The sequence below is a fragment of the Limnohabitans sp. DM1 genome (assembly GCF_001269385.1).
GTDB lineage: Bacteria > Pseudomonadota > Gammaproteobacteria > Burkholderiales > Burkholderiaceae_C > Limnohabitans_A.
Map to the genome: position 1 here is coordinate 142577 of NZ_CXOO01000027.1, position 20988 is coordinate 163564.

Annotated in this window: 1 protein-coding gene (running past both ends of the window); it reads left to right on the forward strand. The window is 64.6% G+C overall.

Every position in this 20988-nt window falls within one protein-coding gene, locus AMM33_RS11650, for an Ig-like domain-containing protein, read on the forward strand. The gene is 46485 nt long; 19344 of those nucleotides lie to the left of the window and 6153 to its right, leaving coding positions 19345-40332 in view (codon 6449, complete, through codon 13444, complete); the first codon wholly inside the window starts at window position 1. Both the start codon and the stop codon lie outside the window.

Consider the following 20988-nt stretch of genomic DNA (forward strand, 5'->3'; position numbering starts at 1 on the left):
CGGGAAATTGTTTTTCAGACCACCACGGGCGGGGGCTTGTTTGCGGTGACCAGTGGCGGCGCCTATGACCGAGGTCTGTGGGTCACGCCCGACGGCAACATCGGCTCTTATGTCTGGAACAGCGAGGTCATCTACACCACGGGTCTGAACCTGACCGATGGCGCGGTGCACCGCGTGGTCTTTACCCTGGGCGCCCGAGGGACCGACATTTATGTCGATGGCGTGTTGCGGGCGCACGGCAACCGCACCAGCTCTGACTACAACTGGGACACCGAACAACGCCTGGGCCACGCCTTTCATGGCGGTTACTTTGACGGCCAGATCCTGAACTATCGAACCTGGAACCAGCAGCTGAGCACCGTGGATGCCATCGCCTTGTCGGCGGGCACAGCCATCACACCCGTGGCCAGCCACACCCTGGGCTTCACGGCCGGTGGTGCCACCATCACCGACACCCCGGGCGCGGGCGTTGCGGTCATCAGCACGTTCAGCAAAGTGGGCGCGGTGGGCAGTGGGTTCACCCTGGCGGCCGACACCGTCTACACCAACGCCATCAGCGCCCGTCTGGAAGACCAGGCCGGCAACCTGAGCGCACCGGTGGTGCTGCCGCGCTACACCACCGACAACACCGCCCCGGCCACGCCCACGGTCACGCTGCTGAACTCCGACACGGGCAGCAGCAACACCGACCGCATCACCCGCATGAGCCGAGGTTTCACGCTCAGCGGCACGGCCACCTCTGGCGCGCTGGTGTCCATCTATGACGGCGAAGTGCTGATCGGCACCGCGCCGGTCTTGGCCAACAACAGCTGGGTCTGGACGCACAGCGGCAACGCACTGAGCAGCGGTATCCACAACATCCTGGTGCGCTCCAGCGACGCGGCGGGCAATCTGAGCGCCTATTCCAGCACCCTGGTGCTGGACTTCGAGGACAGCGCCACCACGCCCGTCAAGGCCTATGCCAACCGCTTGTGGATTGGCAACAACGCCAGCGTCGATACAGGCAACCCCGACGACAAGCTGATCTCGGGAAACAGCATTTCCTTGACCGGCCGCATGGCGCCCAACGCCACGGTCTGGCTTTACAACGACCGCAACAACAACGGCTTGCTCGACAGCGGCGAGCTGATCAGCACCAGTTTGAGCACCGACGCGGCAGGCCTGCTGACGGCCAGCACAGTGACCTTGCCCGGCGGCGTGAACCGTTTGCGTGCCATCGCCCTGGACGGCCAGGGCCAGCTGATCGGCACCCAAAGCGATGCACTGGTGGTGACTTCGCAGCGCACCATGCCCATGCTGCCCGGCACGCCGCGCCTTTTGGCAGCTGACGGCATCACGCCGGATGAAGACGGCTTGACCGTGCTGGCGCAGCCGAGTTTCCGCATCGACTTGCCGGTTACCGGCGACGGCGTGGTGCAAGTGGGTGACCTGGTGGTCATGAAAAACAGCGCCACCGAGCTGGCCCGCGCCAGCGTCACGGCCAGCGACATCGCCCAGGGTTTTGTGGTGCTCAAGGTGCTGCCCAACCAGGCGCTGGCCGCAGCAACCTACAACAACCTGATCAGTGTGCAGCTGATCGACGGCGCAGGCAGCATCAGCCAGGCCGCCACCGTGACCACGCTCACCGTGGCGGGCGGTTTGCCGTCCTCGGCGGTGTTCAGCATCGCGCCGACGGTGGCTTCGGACCTGGGGGCTTCGGCCTATGACCGCATCACCAACACCACCAGCCCGACTTTGCGCGTGTACCTGGGCACTGGGGCTGCTGTGGGCGGTTTGGTGGAAATCTTCAATGCCAGCACTGCAGGCGCCAACGATGTCAACCGCAAAGGAACGGCCACACTCACGGCTGCCCACCTGAGCCAGGGCTATGTGGATGTGGCCACGACGGCATTGACAGTGGGCACGGGCACCAACTTCTTCCGTTACACCGCACAGGGTGGGGTGAAGTCGTCCACGCTGACCGCGATCCCCAACCTGACCATCGACACCACGGCACCGGTCCTGGCGGTGGATTTGAACCTGGCAGACAGTGATGATCTGGGACGCAGCAGCACCGACAACATCACGCGCCTGAACCAGGGCATCACCTTCAACGCCACCGGTGCGGTGAGCAATGTGGCCGAAATCGCCTGGCTGAACGTGTACGACGGTGGGCAACTTCTCGGCCGTGCCAGTGTGGGCAATGTGCAGGGCGGCAATATCTTTTCGTTCACCCTGCCTGCGGGTGTGACCCTGTCGGATGGGGTGCATGCCATGTCGGTCCGACCGGTCGACTTTGCGGGCAACGAGGGCGCTGCCAAAACGCTGAACGTGACCATCGACCCCAACGCACCGACGGGCCTGACGGCCAGCCTGGCCAGTGCCGACCTGACCGACACGGTCAACCGCCTGACCAGCAATGTCAATGCCCTGACGCTCAGTGGCGTGGCCGAGGCCAATGCCCGCATCAGCGTCTTCAACGACAGCAACAACAACGGCCGACGCGATCTGGGTGAAGACAATCTGGCGCTCTACACCAAGGACACCGGCACCGTCATCACCAGCACGGTGGTGGCCGATGGGGCCGGGGCCTACACGGTGGACCTGCGCGGCCTGGCCGTGGGGGCCTACAACTTGCGCGTGGTGCAAACCGATGTGGCAGGCAATGAGCAAGTGAGCGAGGCGGTGGCCTTCACGGTGGACACCAGCGCCTTGGCGCCACCAAGCATGGTGCTGCTCGCCACCAGCGACACGGGGGATTCGCCCTACGACGGCAAGACCAACGACAACACGCCCACATTCCGAATTGCCTTGCCGGCCGATGCGGTGCCGGGTGACAGGGTCCGCATCAACACCAGCTCTTTGGTGACCGGCACCCAGCTGGGCCTGGTCACGCTTCAAGCGGCGGACATGGCCAAAGGCTACATTGATTTCACACCGACCACCGCCATGAATGCGGGCACGGCCGTGACGTATTCAGCCGGCACGGCGGTGACGGCCTTCATGATCGACCGGGCGGGCAATGCCAGCGCGGGCGTGACTTTGCGCACGGCGCTGGTGGTGGACAACGCCTTGCCCACGGCCCCGGCCGCTGCGCCCGATTTGGTGGCGGTGGACGACAGCGGCACCTTCAGCACCGATGTCAACAACACCGACAACCGGGTGAACCGGGGCACGGACCTGAGCTTCGCATCGTCTGGCGCCTTGCCCACGGGCACCACGCGTGTGGAGTTGTTTGACACCTTTGGTGGTGTCACCCAAAGCCTGGGCTTTGCCGTCATGCCCAGCGCCTCGACCTGGGTCTTCAGCTACCAAGGCCCGGCCCTGGCCGACGGCACGCACGCCATCACCTGGCGCGCCTGGGATGTGGGCGGCAACCGGGGCCCGGCGTCTGCCGCCCTGAGTCTGGTGGTGGACACGACAGGTGCCTTGCCACTGACGCCCACCGTGGGCAGCGACACGGCCACCACCTTGCGAGTGGCCCTGAAAAATTCAGCCACCGATGACACCGGCACACTGGGTGACAACGTCACCAAGAGCCGTTCGCCCACGCTGGTGGGCGTGGCCGAGCCCGGTGCGCGCATCAGCATTTATGAAGACCGCAATGGCTCGGGTGTGGTGGAGCCGTCCGAGCTGGTGCTGAATGCGCTCAATGCACGTTTTGTGCTGGCCCACGCCAGCACCGGTGTGTTTGAGTTCCAGTTGAGCGCCTACCAAAAAGCAGGCGTGCACCGCTACATCGTGGTGCAAAACGATGTGGCCGGGAACATGGTGGCCAGTGCGCCGCTGTCGATCACCATCGACTTCACGGCCACCAAGCCGCTGTGGCTGAACCTGCGGGAAACCGCCAGCGTGGACAGCGGTCATCTGAACAACGACAAGATCACCAACGCCCCGCCGCAAGCGGTGATGCGTTTGCCCGCCGACGCCCGTGTGGGCGACACGGCCCGGGTGCGTGTGCTCAATTACCTCAACGGCACGGCGCACACCACGGTCGACACCTTGCTGACTGCGGCCGATATTGACGCCGGGCAGGTGCTGTTTGCGCTGACGCGCGATCAGATGAAGGGCAACACGCCGGGCAACTACTACATCGACGGTGCCATCGTGGATGCCGCAGGCAATACGCCGCTGTACAAGGGGCTGAACCCCGGCTCGGTCACGGGCAGCTACAACCTGCTGTACGAAACAAGGCCGCCAGCCGATCCCTTCACCGCCAGCCTGTATCTGGGCGATGGCAGCAACAGCAACACCACCGCCAGTCTGGCGGCGCGCACGGCCAGCACCACGCTCAACCGCATGTTCACGCTGGAAGGCGCTTTGCCCACACGCGCTGCCACCGATTCCCTGGCCGATGTGGTCAAGGTCCAGGTCTATGACCGGGTGGGCAGCAGCCTGTATTTGCTGGGTGAGGCGGGCGTCAAGTCGGCCGCCAACGCCTGGGCGCTGACCTATGACGGCTCGGCCCTCAAGCAAGGCGCGCACAGCATTGTGCTGCGCAGTGTGGACATGGCGGGCAATCTCTCGGCCACCGATGCCGAACTGCTGGCCACCACCTCGGTGCTGACGCTGACCGTGAACAACGCGCAAGTGCTGACCGAGCCTGCCGACCGGGTGCGCCCGCAGTTGCTGGGGGGCTTGAGCTTCAATGGTGATCTGATCACCCTGAACCTGAGCGAAGCGGTGCAGTCCGCACTGCCTGCCGAAGCGTTTGCCGTGGCGGTGGATGGCGAGCTGGTGGACGTGCTTTCTGTCACGCGGGATGCCAGCGACAGCACGCAGACCCGCTTGCTCATCACCTTGGCCCAGGCCGTGACGCGCGGTCAGGCGGTGACCCTGGCCTATACCGATCCTTCAGCCGCTGACGACGGCATGGCTTTGCAGGACTTGGCGGGCAACGATGCCGCCAGCTTCTATGTCAGTTCGGACGCTGTCAGCAACCTGAACCTGCCCGCCACCCCGGGCACGCCCGATTTGCTGAGCGAAGACGATTCCGGCCGATCCAGCCTGGACAACAACACCCGGGTCAATGGTCTGCGCCTGTCGATCAGCATCCCGCAAGGCGTGGCGGTGGGCGACAGTCTGCAAATTGCGCTGGATGACACCGGCAGCACGGTGCTCAAGACTGTGGTGTTGACCCCCGCCCAGATCGCGATGGAACGCGTGATTGTGAACATGCCCGCACAGGCCACAGGCCTGGAGGCTGTGCAAGGCCAATTGCTGGGCCTGAAGGCCCGCGTCGTGGCCGCTGCCGTGCTCAATGCCGGGGCCACCCGCAGCGTGGCTTCGGACTGGTCGGGTGTGCTGAATGTGGTGCTCGATGTGGTGGCGCCGGTGCAGCCTGCGCTGGCCCAGATCGACGGCCTGGGCATCGACATCACCACGCTGGAAGGCTATGCGCGCAACAACCGACCGCTGCTCGAAGGCGCGGCCGAAGCAGGCACAGTGGTCAAAGTGGTGGCCAACGATGTGGTGCTGGGCACAGCCTTGGCCGATGCCTCGGGCCATTGGTCGTTTGACACCAACGGCAGTTACCTGGCCGATGGTCGTTATGCCATCGTGCTCACGTCCACCGACACCGCAGGCAATGTCAGCCCGCTCAGTGCGGCCTTTACCCTGATCATTGATGCGCAAGCGCCCAAGGTGCCGCAGGTGCTGGCGGTGCAAGCCGACACCGGCAGCCAGGACACCGATGGCGTGACCCGCACCCGAACCCAGGTCCTCAGCGGCACAGCAGAAGCCCGTGGCTGGGTCGATGTGTACCGCAACGGCGTCAAGCTGGGCAGTGCGCAGACCACGGCCAGCGGCACCTGGGTGTTCAACGATCTGGTGGGCAATGTGCCGCGCAGTCTGGCCGATGGCCGCTATGTGTACACCGCCATTGGCCGTGACCTGGGGGGCAACACCAGCCTGGCGTCCAACCCCTTTGTGGTGAGCGTGGACAACGTGGCGCCCGATGCACCCATCATCCGCGCCATGACGCCGGACACCGGGGGCAGCCAGACCGACCACCTGAGCAACAGCGCCGCGCTCGAATTGAGCGGCACGGCAGAGCCCAACGCCAGCATCGAGGTCTATATGGGCGGCACCGACGCCAGCCATCTGGTGGGTGTGACCACGGCCAGCAGCACAGGGGCCTGGGTGTTTGATGTGGGCAGCCTGGCACTGGAGGAAGGCGACTATGCCTTCCAGGCCAAAACGGTGGACCTGGCAGGCAATGCCAGCGAAGCTTCTGCGGTGTTCAACGTGTCGGTGGACACAACGGCACCGGCCGCTGTCAACGGTCTGGCCCTCAACGGCGTGGCTTTTGAGGTGTCGGACACGGTGCCCAGTGCCAACCTGAGTTTTTCTGGCCAGGCCGAGGCGGGCGCTCGCGTATCACTGGCTCTGGATGGGCAGTTCCTGGGTGTGGTCACGGCAGATGCCGTGACTGGCTTGTGGAGCTTTGACGACAGTGCCAGCGTGCTCGATGACGGGGCCTACACCCTGACGGTGCAAACCGAAGACCTGGCGGGCAATTTGGGCGGCATGCGCACGTTTGACTTCAAGGTGCATGCCACGCAACCCCTGGCGCCGGTGATCACGGGCCTGAGCTCTGCCACCGACACGGGCAGCAGCAACACCGACCGCATCACCCGCCTGGCTCAGCCTGGTCTGAGCGGCACGGCCTTGCCGGGCAGCACCGTGAAGGTGTATGCCTACAACTTGTCATCCCTGGTGCTGGGCAGCAGTCCGCTGGTGACGGTGGCCGCCGGGGCCGATGGCAGCTGGTCGGCAAACTTGCCCGCGGCCTTGGCCAGCGACGGTCGTTATGGCTTCAAAGCCACCGCCACCGATGCCGCGGGCCTGGTCAGCGCCTATTCGGCCACCCTGGTGGTGCAGCTGGACACCGCAGCGCCTGCCCTAGGCAGCCTGTCGGTGGATGCCGTCACGGACGACAACATCATCAATACGGCCGACTGGCAGCAGGGCGTGACGCTGAGCGGCACGGCCGAGGCGGGGGCCGCCTTGACGCTGGTGCTGGGCACCGGGGGCTCGGCCAGAACCGTGGAGCCCGAGAGTTTTGGCACGCAATGGTCGTATGCGCTCAGCGCCGATGACCTGGCGGCCCTGGGCGAAGGTTCAGGGCGCAGCATCCGCCTGGTGGTCACCGATGTGGCGTGCAACAGCACGTCCTTGACCCATGCGGTGGAGGTGCTGACCACGCCTCTGGCAGCGCCGGGCATGCCCGATTTGCTGACGGCAGATGACCTGGGCCTGAGCGATGTGGACAACCGCACATCGGTGAATGCACCGAAGCTGCAGGTCGTGCTGTTTGATGGCGCAGGCCGCAGGGCCAGTGCCGGTGACATGCTGGCGCTGGTGGATGCGGCGGGCGATGTGTGGGCTGAAATCAGCCTGACGTCTGAGCAAGTCAGCGCAGGCGTGGCAACGGTGCAGTTGGGGGCCACAGCGCCTTTGGCCGATGGCCTCTACACCTTGAACGCGCGGTTGACGGACCGTTCGGGCACCCGCGTGTTCTCGGCCAATGCCCTGGACTTGCGCATTGACACACGCGTGCCGGACGCCCCCGGCGCCCCGGACCTGAACGACAGTGACGACAGTGGTCGCTCTGCCAGCGATAACCGCACCCAGGTCAAGCGGCCCGTGGTGACGCTGGAGATTGACACTGCCCAAGTCGCAGGCGCAAGCCTGGTGGCCGGTGATGTGGTGGAACTGTGGCAAACCAACGCAGGCCCCTCGGGTAATGCCCGGGTTTTGCTGGGCAGCACCACTTTGGCCGATGGCTTTGACCCCGCTGTCCAGACCACCGTGACCGTGCAGCCTTTGGTGGACCTGGCCGATGGCCTGTACACCCTGGTGGGCCTGGTGCACCGCACGGGTGTGGCGCTGAGCAGCCCCGACTCGCCAGTGCTGAACCTGGTGGTGGACACGGCAGCGCCCACAGCAAGTTCTGCGCCCACTTTGCTGCCTGCAGATGACACGGGCGTTTCCAGCACCGATCAGATCACGCGCAAGTTGTTGCCGCGTTTCTCGGTCAGCCTGGCCAACACCCAGGCCGTGGCCGGTGACACCTTGCAGCTGTTGCAGGGCACGCAGGTGCTGGGCAGTGTGGTGTTGACGCAGGCCCAGGTCCTTGAAGGCGTGGTCGGGGTGAGCCTGGCCAGCGCTTTGCCTGAAGGTGTCTATGCCTTGACGACCCGCTTGCTCGATGCGGCCGGGAATCTGAGCGCCGCCAGTGCCGTCCAGGATGTGACGCTGGACAAGACATCGCCGTTTGCAGCACGCATTGACGGCTTGGAGAACGACACCGGTGAGGCCGGAGATCTGCTCACCCGCGACAGCCGCTTGACGGTGTTTGGCACCTCGGAGCCCGGCAGTGAAGTGGTTTTGCTGGACGGCGTCACCACGGTGGGCGTGGCGGTGGCCGACAGCCTTGGCCAGTGGCGTGTGACCAGCACAGCATTGCTCGATGGCGAGCACAGCCTGACGGTCAAGAACCGCGATGCGGCAGGCAATATCGGTGGCCTCAGTGCGCCTCTGGTGGTCAACGTCGATACGGCGGCTCCCAATTTGTCGGTGGCCGCTGTGGCGGGCAATGACATCGTCAATGCCGCAGAAAAATCTGCAGGCCTGATTTTGCGCGGCAGCAGCGAAGCAGGCGCTTCGGTGCAGCTGTCCTGGACCGGTGCGCAAGGCATGCTGGACTTGCCCGCCACGACCGACGCCACGGGGCAATGGATCCTGGAGCTGAGTGCCACCGATCTGCAGGCCTTGGGCGAGGATGGCCTCACCAACCTGACCGTGAGCGCCACCGATGCTGCAGGCAACGTCAGCCGCATCACGCGCAGCATCACGCTGATGAGCACGCCACCGACTGCGCCTGTCCTGAGCGGTTTGACCGTTGACACCGACAGCGGGCGCAGTGCCAGCGACGCGATCACGGCCAACACCCTGCCCACGCTGGCGGGCCGTGCTGAGGGCGCGCAGTGGGTCAAGGTGTATCTGGGCAGTTCACTCCAAGCCACTGTGGCCGTCAGCGATGGGCAATTCAGCTTCACGCCTGCACAGCGCTTGGCAGACGGTGTTTACCACTACACCGCTGTCGCCCTGGATGCAGCGGGCAACACCAGTGAGGTGAGTGGTGCCCTGAGCGTTACGGTTGACACGACGGCCCCCTTGGCCACCAGCCTGACAGGTCCTGATGTGACAGGCCAGGCACGGCCTACATTGACGGGCAGCGCCGAGCCCGATGCCCAGGTGCGTATTCTGGGCACCGGTCTGAACACCGAGCCGGTGGTTCAGGCCGATGCGGATGGGCTATTCAGCTGGCAACCGAGCGCTGATCTGGCCGATGGCCACTACAGCCTGATGGCGGAAGTCTTGGATCTGGCGGGCAATGTGTCCTCCAGGTCCGAGCCCTTGCCACTGCTGGTGGACACCCGAGCGCCCAATGCCCCGACATTGACGGGCTTTGGCACCGTAGGCGGCACACCCACGGCCTTGATTTCCGAGGTGCAGCAGCAGGTGCTGCAAGGCATGGCCGAGCCGGGTGCTGTGGTGGAAGTCTGGCGCGACGGGATCTTGTTGGGCACCCCCACAGCCGACAGCACAGGGGTCTTCACCCTGGACCTGACCGATGCACCGCTGGCCGATGGCACCTACAGCTTCACCGCTTTGTCGACCGACAGGGCACTGAACATATCGGCCATGGCCAGTCTGTTTGACTTGACCGTGAGCACCGCAGCACCGGCCGTCGGAACACTGTCCTTGTTGGCCTTCACGGACAGCGGCGACAGCGACAGTGATGGCCTGACGCAAGACAACAGTTTCACGCTGTCTTTGACGGGTCAAGACCCGGCGGCCTTGGTGACTTATGAGGTCTCGACAGACGGCGGGTTGAACTGGGACACCACTTCGGCCGAACAAGGCCCGCTGGCAGACGGCAGCTACCAGTTCCGCGCGCAGATGCTGGATGCCGACAGCAACCTGAGCTTGAGCAATGTGCACAGCGTGACGATTGACACCGCTGTGGCAGCAGGCGTGTTGAGCTTGGAGGGCTTGGCCGACAGCGTCAGCCAGTCAGGTGGCATCAACACCACCGACAACAGCTTTGATCTGAAACTGACAGATCCAGACGCCGATGCCAGCGTGGTGTACCAAGTGTCCACCGACAGCGGCGCAAGCTGGAGCGCCACCTCCACAGCCCAGGTCCATCTGGCTGATGGCAGCTACCAGTTCCGGGCGCAAGTGACCGATGCAGCGGGCAATGTGGCCACGACGGCGGTGCAGCGTTTGACGATCGACACCACGCCAGAGCCCGTCACCCCAGTTGAACTGGACGTGATCAAGGCTTATGCAGACAGCAACGGCAGTGGTTCCGCCGCGGTGCCGGACCTGGCTGTGTTCACGGCATGCGCCGTGACCGGGGTCGATGCCAGCAACCTGGACGCCATCCTCAGCGCCTTGGCCAGCAGTGCCGTCACTGCCGCCCAGACCGACACGGTGGCCAAAGTGCAGGCCATTGTCGATGCGTACCAGGCGATTCAAGCCCACGCCGATGGCACATCGGACAACAATACGACAGCGCCTTCACAGGCGCAATACGCCGCCATCGGTGTGACCGGGGTAGACAGCGCAGACAAAGCCAGCTTGCTGGGCGATGTGATCGACGGCCAAGCCTTTGGCGCAGTTGACAGCGTGAGCGAAGTGCAAGCCTTGGCCGATGCCGTGCAAGCCGTCATGGCCGGCACGCCCAGCCTGGCGCAATTGGCCAGTTTGGGTGTACAGGGGGTCACCGCTGAAAACCTGGCAGCCGTGCAAGCCGCACTGGCCAGCGTGACCGATGCCACGCAGCTGAGCAGCCTTGCGGCTGTGCAAACGCTGGTGTTGGCAGGTGCTTCTGACCATGCCGAGGGTACAGCCACCGCCGCATCGGCTGCAGCAACAGCCGCCGAAACAGCTGCAACGGCTTTGGTCAGTGCGGTTGCAGCCTTGAGCAGTCCGGCAACGCCCGCTGAGTTGGCAGACGTGGAGGCCAAGCAGGCCGCGGCCTTGGCGGCTACCGTTGATGCCGCTGCCAAAGCCGCAGCAGCGACCGCTGCCGCCACAGCCGCGCAAGCTGCTGCCACAGCGGCTGGTGAAACAACGCCATCGGGCGTGACTGATGCCAAAAGTGCTGCAGCCGCTGCAAGTGCAGCGGCAGCAGCCGCAACTGCTGCAGCCACAACCAGCGAAAGCGCGACCGACGCCAAAGTGGCCAGCTTGGCCACGGCCGCTGCCACGGCTGCAACTGCAGCCACAACGGCGGCTGCAGCAGCAACAGCGGCCAAGACCGCGCTTGACAGTGCAGTTGCAGAACTGAGCAATCCGGCAACGCCAGCTCAGTTGAGCGATGTCGAAGCCAAGCAGGCCGCTGCCCAATCAGCCGCCGCAGATGCCGCCGCCAAAGCCGCAGCAGCGACTGCTGCCGCAACAGCCGCGCAAGCGGCTGCCACAGCGGCTGGTGAAACAACGCCATCTGGCGTGACAGCTGCCAACGCTGCCGCCACCGCTGCAAGTGCAGCGGGCACCGCTGCAACTGCTGCAGCCACAGCCAGCGAAACAGCGACAGACGCCAAAGTGGCCGACCTGGCAGCAGTTGCCGCCAATGCCGCAACTGCAGCCACAACAGCCGCAGCAGCAGCGACAGCCGCCAATGCAGCGTTAGAAAGCGCCGTTGCAGCACTGGGCAATCCGGCAACGCCAGCACAGTTGAGCGCCGTAGAGGCAAACCAAGCGGCTGCGCTCGCAGCTGCTGCTGATGCTGCTGCCAAAGCCGCAGAAGCGACCGCTGCCGCAACAGCCGCGCAAGCTGCTGCCACAGCGGCTGGAGAAACAACGCCATCCAGCGTGGCTGCTGCCAACAGTGCTGCTGCAGCTGCAAGTACAGCTGCAGCAGCCGCAACTGCTGCAGCCACAACCAGCGAAAGCGCGACCGACGCCAAAGTGGCCAGCTTGGCCACCGCCGCTGCCACGGCTGCAACTGCAGCCACAACGGCAGCCGCTGCAGCGACAGCCGCCAAGACAGCTTTGGACAGCGCCGTTGCAGAACTGGGCAATCCGGCAACGCCAGCTCAGTTGAGCGATGTCGAAGCCAAGCAGGCCATTGCCCAAGCAGCAGCCACAGATGCCGCCGCCAAAGCAGCAGCAGCGACCGCTGCCGCGGTAGCCGCGCAAGCGGCTGCCACAGCGGCTGGTGAAACAACGCCATCTGGCGTCACAGCTGCCAACAGTGCTGCTGCCGCTGCAAGTGCAGCGGGCACCGCTGCAACTGCTGCAGCCACAGCCAGCGAAACAGCGACAGACGCCAAAGTGGCCGACCTGGCAGCAGTTGCCGCCAATGCCGCAACTGCAGCCACAACAGCCGCAGCAGCAGCGACAGCCGCCAATGCAGCGTTAGAAAGCGCCGTTGCAGCACTGGGCAATCCGGCAACGCCAGCACAGTTGAGCGCCGTAGAGGCAAACCAAGCGGCTGCGCTCGCAGCTGCTGCTGATGCTGCTGCCAAAGCCGCAGAAGCGACCGCTGCCGCAACAGCCGCGCAAGCTGCTGCCGCAGCGGCAGGTGAAACAACGCCATCCAGCGTGGATGTGGCCAATACCGCTGCCGCCGCTGCAAGCGCAGCAGGTACCGCTGCAATTGCTGCAGCCACAGCCAGCGAAACAGCGACCGACGCCAAAGTGGCCGACCTGGCTGCAGTTGCCGCCACTGCCGCCACTGCAGCCACAACAGCCGCAGCCGCTGCGACAGCCGCCAAGGCAGCTTTGGACAGCGCCGTTGCAGAACTGGGCAATCCGGCAACGCCAGCTCAGTTGAGCGATGTCGAAGCCAAGCAGGCCGCTGCCCAATCAGCCGCCGCAGATGCCGCCGCCAAAGCCGCAGCAGCGACTGCTGCCGCAACAGCCGCGCAAGCGGCTGCCACAGCGGCTGGTGAAACAACGCCATCTGGCGTGACAGCTGCCAACGCTGCTGCCACCGCTGCAAGCGCAGCGGGCACCGCTGCGCTTGCTGCAGCCACAGACAGCGAAACAGCCACAGACGCCAAAGTGGCCGACCTGGCAGCAGTTGCCGCCACTGCCGCAACTGATGCCACAACAGCCGCAGCTGCAGCGACAGCGGCCAAGGCAGCTTTGGAGAGCGCCGTTGTAGCACTGGGCAATCCGGCAACGCCAGCGCAGTTGAGCGATGTCGAAGCGAAGCAGGCCATTGCCCAAGCAGCAGCCACGGATGCCGCTGCCAAAGCCGCAGCAGCGACTGCTGCCGCAACAGCCGCGCAAGCAGCTGCCACAGCGGCTGGTGAAACAACGCCATCTGGCGTCACAGCTGCCAACAGTGCTGCCGCCGCTGCAAGTGCAGCGGGCACAGCCGCGACTGCTGCAGCCACAGCCAGCGAAACTGCGATAGACGCCAAAGTGGCAGACCTGGCCACGGTAGCTGCCAACGCAGCCGATGCAGCAACAGCGGCAGCCGATGCAGCATCAGAGGCCAAGACTGCTTTGGTCGAGGCAGTCAATGCTCTAGGCAGTCCAGCAACGCCAGCGCAATTGGCCAACGTAGAGGTCAAACAAGCCGCAGCTTTGGCTGCTGCCGCAGATGCTGCAGCCAAAGCACAGGCGGCCACAGCTGCCGCGAACGCCACGCAAGCCGCGGCTTCAGCGGCTGGTGAAACAGTCCCTGACAGCGTGGCCATTGCCATCAGTGCGGCCACAGCTGCAAATGCAGCGGACACCGACGCCACTGCATCGGCCACGGCCAGCGAAACCGCGACAGACGCCAAAGTGGCAGACCTGGCCACGGCAGCTGCCAACGCAGCCGATGCAGCAACAGCGGCAGCCGATGCAGCATCAGAGGCCAAGACTGCTTTGGTCGAGGCAGTCAATGCTCTAGGCAGTCCAGCAACGCCAGCGCAATTGGCCAACGTAGAGGTCAAACAAGCCGCAGCACAAGCAGCGGCAGTCGACGCTGCAAACGCAGCCGCAGCGGCGAGTGATGCCGCAAGAGCAGCCGAGGACGCCGCTGTAGCCGCGAACGAAACCGAGCCTGACAGTGTGGCAGCTGCCAACAATGCTGCCGCCGCTGCAAGCACAGCGGGCGCAGCCGCAACAGCTGCCGCAAATGCCAGCGAAACCGCGACAGACGCCAAAGTGGCCATCTTGGCCACGGCAGCTGCCAACGCAGCCGATGCAGCAACAGCGGCAGCCGATGCAGCAACAGCGGCCAAGACTGCTTTGGACGAGGCAGTCAATGCCTTGAGCAGTCTGGCAACGCCAGAAGAACTGGCGGCAGTGCAAGACAAACAGGCCGCAGCACAAGCAGCGGCAGTCGACGCTGCAAACGCAGCCGCAGCGGCGAGTGATGCCGCAACAGCAGCGGAGGACGCCGCTGTAGCCGCGAACGAAACCGAGTCTGACAGTGTGGCAGCTGCCAACAATGCTGCCGCCGCTGCCAGCACTGCGGGCACCGACGCCAGCGCATCGGCCACCGCCAGCGAAACCGCGACAGATGCCAAAGTGGCAGACCTTGCCACGGCAGCTGCCAACGCGGCCGATGCAGCAACAGCGGCAGCCGATGCAGCAACAGCGGCCAAGACTGCTTTGGACGACGCAGTAAAAGCCCTGGGCAGTCCGGCAACCCCAGCGCAATTGACCAACGTAGAGGTCAAGCAAGCTGCAGCTTTGGCTGCTGCCGCAGATGCTGCAGCGAAAGCACAAGCAGCCACAGCTGCCGCGACCGCCGCGCAAGCCGCCGCTTCAGCGGCCGGTGAAACAGTCCCTGACAGCGTGGCCATTGCCATCAGTGCGGCCGCAGCTGCAAATGCAGCGGACACCGACGCCACCGCATCGACCACGGCCAGCGAAACCGCGACAGACGCCAAAGTGGCCATCTTGGCCACTGCAGCTGCCAACGCAGCCGATGCCGCAACAGCGGCAGCCGATGCAGCAACAGCGGCCAAGACTACTTTGGACGAGGCAGTCAATGCCTTGAGCAGTCCGGCAACTGCAGCGCAATTGACCAACGTAGAGGTCAAGCAAGCCGCAGCTTTGGCTGCTGCCGCAGATGCTGCAGCGAAAGCACAAGCGGCCACAGCTGCCGCGAACGCCGCGCAAGCCGCCGCTTCAGCGGCCGGTGAAACAGTCCCTGACAGCGTGGCCATTGCCATCAGTGCGGCCACAGCTGCAAATGCAGCGGACACCGACGCCACTGCATCGGCCACGGCCAGCGAAACCGCGACAGACGCCAAAGTGGCAGACCTGGCCACGGCAGCTGCCAACGCAGCCGATGCAGCAACAGCGGCAGCCGATGCAGCATCAGAGGCCAAGACTGCTTTGGTCGAGGCAGTCAATGCTCTAGGCAGTCCAGCAACGCCAGCGCAATTGGCCAACGTAGAGGTCAAACAAGCCGCAGCTTTGGCTGCTGCCGCAGATGCTGCAGCGAAAGCACAAGCAGCCACAGTTGCCGCGAAAGTGGCACAGGACGCAGCAGCAGCAGCAGGCGAAGCCGAACCTGACAGCGTGGGTGATGCCAACAGTGCGGCCACAGCTGCAAATGCAGCGGACACCGACGCCACTGCATCGGCCACGGCCAGCGAAACTGCGACAGACGCCAAAGTGGCAGACTTGGCCACGGCAGCTGCCAACGCAGCCGATGCAGCAACAGCGGCGGCCGATGCAGCAACAGCGGCCAAGACTGCTTTGGACGACGCAGTTAAAGCCTTGAGCAGTCCGGCAACGCCAGCGCAATTGGCCAACGTAGAGGTCAAACAAGCCGCATCTTTGGCTGCTGCCGCAGATGCTGCAGCGAAAGCACAAGCAGCCACAGCTGCCGCGAAAGTGGCACAGGACGCAGCAGTAGCAGCAGGCGAAGCCGAACCTGACAGCGTGGGTGATGCCAACAGTGCGGCCACAGCTGCAAATGCAGCGGACACCGACGCCACTGCATCGGCCGCGGCCAGCGAAACTGCGACAGACGCCAAAGTGGCAGACTTGGCCACGGCAGCTGCCAACGCAGCCGATGCAGCAACAGCGGCAGCCGATGCAGCAACAGCGGCCAAGACTGCTTTGGACGACGCAGTTAAAGCCTTGAGCAGTCCGGCAACGCCAGAAGAACTGGCGGCAGTGCAAGACAAACAAGCCGCAGCACAAGCAGCGGCAGTCGACGCTGCAAACGCGGCCGCAGCGGCGAGTGATGCCGCAACAGCAGCCGAGGACGCCGCTGTAGCCGCGAACGAAACCGAGCCTGACAGCGTGGCAGCAGCCATAGCCGCTGCGAATGCAGCAAGCACAGCGGGCGCAGCCGCAACAGCTGCCGCAAATGCCAGCGAAACCGCGACAGACGCCAAAGTGGCCATCTTGGCCACGGCAGCTGCCAACGCAGCCACTGCAGCAACAGCGGCAGCCGATGCAGCAACAGCGGCCAAGACTGCTTTGGACGAGGCAGTCAATGCCATCGGCAGTCCGGCAACTGCAGCGCAATTGACCAACGTAGAGGTCAAGCAAGCCGCAGCTTTGGCTGCTGCCGCAGATGCTGCAGCGAAAGCACAAGCAGCCACAGTTGCCGCGACCGCTGCGCAAGCCGCCGCTTCAGCGGCCGGTGAAACAGTCCCCGACAGCGTTGCCATTGCCATCAGTGCGGCCACAGCTGCAAATGCATCGGACACCGACGCCACTGCATCTGCCACCGCCAGCGAAACAGCGACAGACGCCAAAGTGGCAGACCTTGCCATGGCAGCTGCCAACGCAGCCACTGCAGCAACAGCGGCAGCTACAAAAGCAATAGAAGCCAAGACTGCTTTGGACGAGGCAGTCAATGCCCTGGGCAGTCCAGCAACGCCAGAGGAACTGGCGGCAGTGCAAGACAAACAGGTCGCAGCACAAGCAGCGGCAGTCGACGCTGCAAACGCAGCCGCAGCGGCGAGTGATGCCGCAACAGCAGCCGAGGACGCCGCTGTAGCCGCGAACGAAACCGAGCCTGACAGTGTGGCAGCTGCCAACAATGCTGCCGCCGCTGCAAGCACAGCGGGCGCAGCCGCAACAGCTGCCGCAAATGCCAGCGAAACCGCGACAGACGCCAAAGTGGCCATCTTGGCCACGGCAGCTGCCAACGCGGCCGATGCAGCAACAGCGGCAGCCGATGCAGCAACAGCGGCCAAGACTGCTTTGGACGAGGCAGTCAATGTCCTGGGCAGTCCAGCAACGCCAGCGCAATTGACCAACGTAGAGGCCAAGCAAGCCGCAGCTTTGGCTGCTGCCGCAGATGCTGCAGCGAAAGCACAAGCAGCCACAGCTGCCGCGACCGCTGCGCAAGCCGCCGCTTCAGCGGCCGGTGAAACAGTCCCCGACAGCGTTGCCATTGCCATCAGTGCGGCCGCAGCTGCAAATGCAGCGGACACCGACGCCACCGCATCGACCACGGCCAGCGAAACCGCGACAGACGCCAAAGTGGCCATCTTGGCCACGGCAGCTGCCAACGCAGCCGATGCAGCAACAGCGGCGGCCGATGCAGCAACAGCGGCCAAGACTGCTTTGGACGACGCAGTTAAAGCCTTGAGCAGTCCGGCAACTGCAGCGCAATTGACCAACGTAGAGGTCAAGCAAGCCGCAGCTTTGGCTGCTGCCGCAGATGCTGCAGCGAAAGCACAAGCGGCCACAGCTGCCGCGAACGCCGCGCAAGCCGCCGCTTCAGCGGCCGGTGAAACAGTCCCTGACAGCGTGGCCATTGCCATCAGTGCGGCCACAGCTGCAAATGCAGCGGACACCGACGCCACTGCATCGGCCACGGCCAGCGAAACTGCGACAGACGCCAAAGTGGCAGACTTGGCCACGGCAGCTGCCAACGCAGCCGATGCAGCAACAGCGGCAGCCGATGCAGCAACAGAAGCCAAGACCGCTTTGGACGACGCAGTTGAAGCCTTGAGCAGTCCGGCAACGCCAGCGCAATTGACCAACGTTGAGGTCAAACAAGCCGCAGCACAAGCAGCGGCAGTCGACGCTGCAAACGCAGCCGCAGCGGCGAGTGATGCCGCAACAGCAGCGGAGGACGCCGCTGTAGCCGCGAACGAAACCGAGTCTGACAGTGTGGCAGCTGCCAACAATGCTGCCACCGCTGCAAGCACAGCGGGCACAGCCGCAACAACTGCCGCAAATGCCAGCGAAACCGCGACAGACGCCAAAGTGGCCATTTTGGCCACGGCAGCTGCCAATGCAGCCGATGCAGCAACAGCGGCAGCCGATGCAGCAACAGCGGCCAAGACTGCTTTGGACGACGCAGTTGAAGCCTTGAGCAGTCCGGCAACGCCAGCGCAATTGACCAACGTAGAGGTCAAGCAAGCCGCAGCACAAGCAGCGGCAGTCGACGCTGCAAACGCAGCCGCAGCGGCGAGTGATGCCGCAACAGCAGCGGAGGACGCCGCTGTAGCCGCGAACGAAACCGAGTCTGACAGTGTGGCAGCTGCCAACAATGCTGCCGCCGCTGCAAGCACAGCGGGCGCAGCCGCAACAGCTGCCGCAAATGCCAGCGAAACCGCGACAGACGCCAAAGTGGCCATCTTGGCCACTGCAGCTGCCAACGCAGCCGATGCAGCAACAGCGGCAGCCGATGCAGCAACAGCGGCCAAGACTGCTTTGGACGAGGCAGTCAATGCCATCGGCAGTCCGGCAACTGCAGAGCAATTGACCAACGTAGAGGTCAAGCAAGCCGCAGCTTTGGCTGCTGCCGCAGATGCTGCAGCGAAAGCACAAGCAGCCACAGTTGCCGCGACCGCTGCGCAAGCCGCCGCTTCAGCGGCCGGTGAAACAGTCCCCGACAGCGTTGCCATTGCCATCAGTGCGGCCACAGCTGCAAATGCATCGGACACCGACGCCACTGCATCTGCCACCGCCAGCGAAACCGCGACAGACGCCAAAGTGGCAGACCTTGCCACGGCAGCTGCCAACGCAGCCACTGCAGCAACAGCGGCAGCCGATGCAGCAATAGAAGCCAAGACTGCTTTGGACGAGGCAGTCAATGCCCTGGGCAGTCCAGCAACGCCAGAGGAACTGGCGGCAGTGCAAGACAAACAGGTCGCAGCACAGGCAGCGGCAGTCGACGCTGCAAACGCAGCCGCAGCGGCGAGTGATGCCGCAAGAGCAGCCGAGGACGCGGCTGTAGCCGCGAACGAAACCGAGCCTGACAGCGTGGCAGCAGCCATCGCCGCTGCGAATGCAGCAAGCGCAGCGGGCGCAGCCGCAACAACTGCCGCAAATGCCAGCGAAACTGCGACAGACGCCAAAGTGGCAGACCTTGCCACGGCAGCTGCCAACGCAGCCGATGCAGCAACAGCGGCAGCCGATGCAGCAGCAGCGGCCAAGACTGCTTTGGACGAGGCAGTCAATGCCCTGGACAGTCCGGCAACGCCAGAAGAACTGGCGGCAGTGCAAGACAAACAGGCCGCAGCACAGTCAGCGGCAGTCGACGCTGCAAACGCAGCTGCAGCGGCGAGTGATGCCGCAAGAGCAGCCGAGGACGCCGCTGTAGCCGCCAACGAAACCGAGCCTGACAGCGTGGCAGCAGCCATCGCCGCTGCGAATGCAGCAAGCGCAGCAGGCTCAGCCGCAACAACTGCCGCAAATGCCAGCGAAACCGCGACAGACGCCAAAGTGGCAGACCTTGCCACGGCAGCCGCTGATGCCGCGACCGCAGCGACAACAGCGGCTGCAACAGCAACTGAAGCTAAGGACGCTCTGGACTTCGCCGTCTCAGCATTGAGCGATCCGGCAACAGCAGACGAACTGGCTGATGTCGCAGCCAAACAAGCCGCAGCGCTGGATGCTGCCGCAGATGCCGCAGCGAAAGCGCAAGCCGCCACAGCGGCTGCGACCGCAGCACAGGCCGCCGCCGCAGCAGCAGGCGAAGCCGAACCTGACAGCGTGGGTGATGCCAACATTGCCGCCTCCGCTGCCAGCACTGCGGGCACCGACGCCACCGCATCGGCCACGGCCAGCGAAACAGCAACCGACGCCAAAGTGGCTGACCTGGCCACGGCAGCTGCCAACGCAGCCACTGCAGCAACAGCGGCAGCCGAGGCAGCAACAGAAGCCAAGACTGCTTTGGACGAGGCAGTCAATGCCTTGAGCAGTCCGGCAACGCCAGAGGAGCTGACGGCATTGGAAGTCAAACAAGCCGCAGCGCAAGCAGCGACAGTCGAAGCTGGTTCCGCAGCCGCAGCGGCGACGGCAGCCGCAGCAGCAGCCCAGGCCGCCGCCACTGCCGCCAACGAAACCGAACCTGCCAGCGTGGCAGCAGCCAACGCCGCTTCGGGTGCAGCGACTGCAGCGGCGCAGCAGGCCGCAGCGGCTGTGCTGAGCAGCTCGGCGCAAATCGACCGTACCGCATCGGCTGACTTGAACGTTTACACGCTGGCCGGTGTGGCCGGTGTGGGTGCCGCAGCTCAACCCAGCGTGGCCATGGTCAACAGCGTGCTGGCCGATCGAGACATCACCGGCGTGCAAGCCGACAGCGCTGCAGACGTTCAGGTGATCGTGGATGCTTATGCCGCTGTCTTGCAAAGCGCAGATGGCCAGGCCAGCAACAGCACGCCCCCAACGTCAGCGCACTATGCGGCGCTGGGCATCAATGGCATGGACAGCGCCTTGAAGCTGGGGCTGCTGGGCGAAGTGATTGACGGCAAAACCGCAGCCGATGTGGACAGTGTGGCCAAACTGCAAGTGCTGGCCGATGCTGTGCAGGCGGTGGTGGCCAGTGCCGCAGGCCAAGGCGTGCCAACGCTGGCGCAGTTGCAGGCTCTGGGCCTCACGGCTGTGACGGCAGGCAATTTGTCTGCCGTGCAGTCGGCCCTGGCCGCGTCTGCCGATGATGGCTCGGGTGTGAGCACCTTGGGGGCCTTGCAAGCCATGGTCGATGCCTGCACGCGCATCCTGGCGGAAGCCAATGGCGCAGCAGGAGATGCCGACAGCGCTGTCAATCCGGGCGTT